This window comes from Psychrobacter sp. AOP31-B2-9 (assembly GCF_052378005.1).
Classification (GTDB): Bacteria; Pseudomonadota; Gammaproteobacteria; order Pseudomonadales; family Moraxellaceae; genus Psychrobacter.
In genome coordinates this window covers 1-370 of record NZ_JBQSXG010000353.1, presented here as the reverse complement: position 1 = coordinate 370, position 370 = coordinate 1, and the positions used below count along the sequence as shown (strand labels likewise).

Below are 370 nucleotides of genomic sequence, written 5' to 3'. Positions count from 1 at the left end.
TGACCCCTGCCGTCAAATCCGTACACATAAACTTGGGAGATTTTAATTACGCAGCCTGACGATAATAATCAAACCACACCTGTCTTGGCGATTGATAGCCCAAACCCTTTTGAATTCTAGTCTGATTATAGTACAGCTCGATGTATCTAATAATATCGTTGATCGCTGCAAATCTAGTCTTATAATCCTGATGATATACCAGCTCGTTCTTTAATGTGCCCCAGAAGCTTTCTATTGGAGCATTGTCGAAGCAATTACCTTTGCCGCTCATTGAGCCTATAAATTGATGCTGCTTAATGGTCTTGTGGTAGGCATGGCTGCAATACTGGCTGCCTCTGTCTGAATGAACGATTAGCCCTTTGCTTGGACA

The 370-nt window shown here is 42.4% G+C and carries 1 protein-coding gene; it reads right to left on the bottom strand.

Features of this window, described 5'->3' with window-relative positions:
* Positions 1–46 precede the first annotated feature (46 nt).
* Positions 47–370, bottom strand: a 324-nt coding sequence (locus ACT3SX_RS15595; RefSeq protein WP_444519293.1) for an IS3 family transposase, incomplete at its 5' end; no start/stop codon positions are given.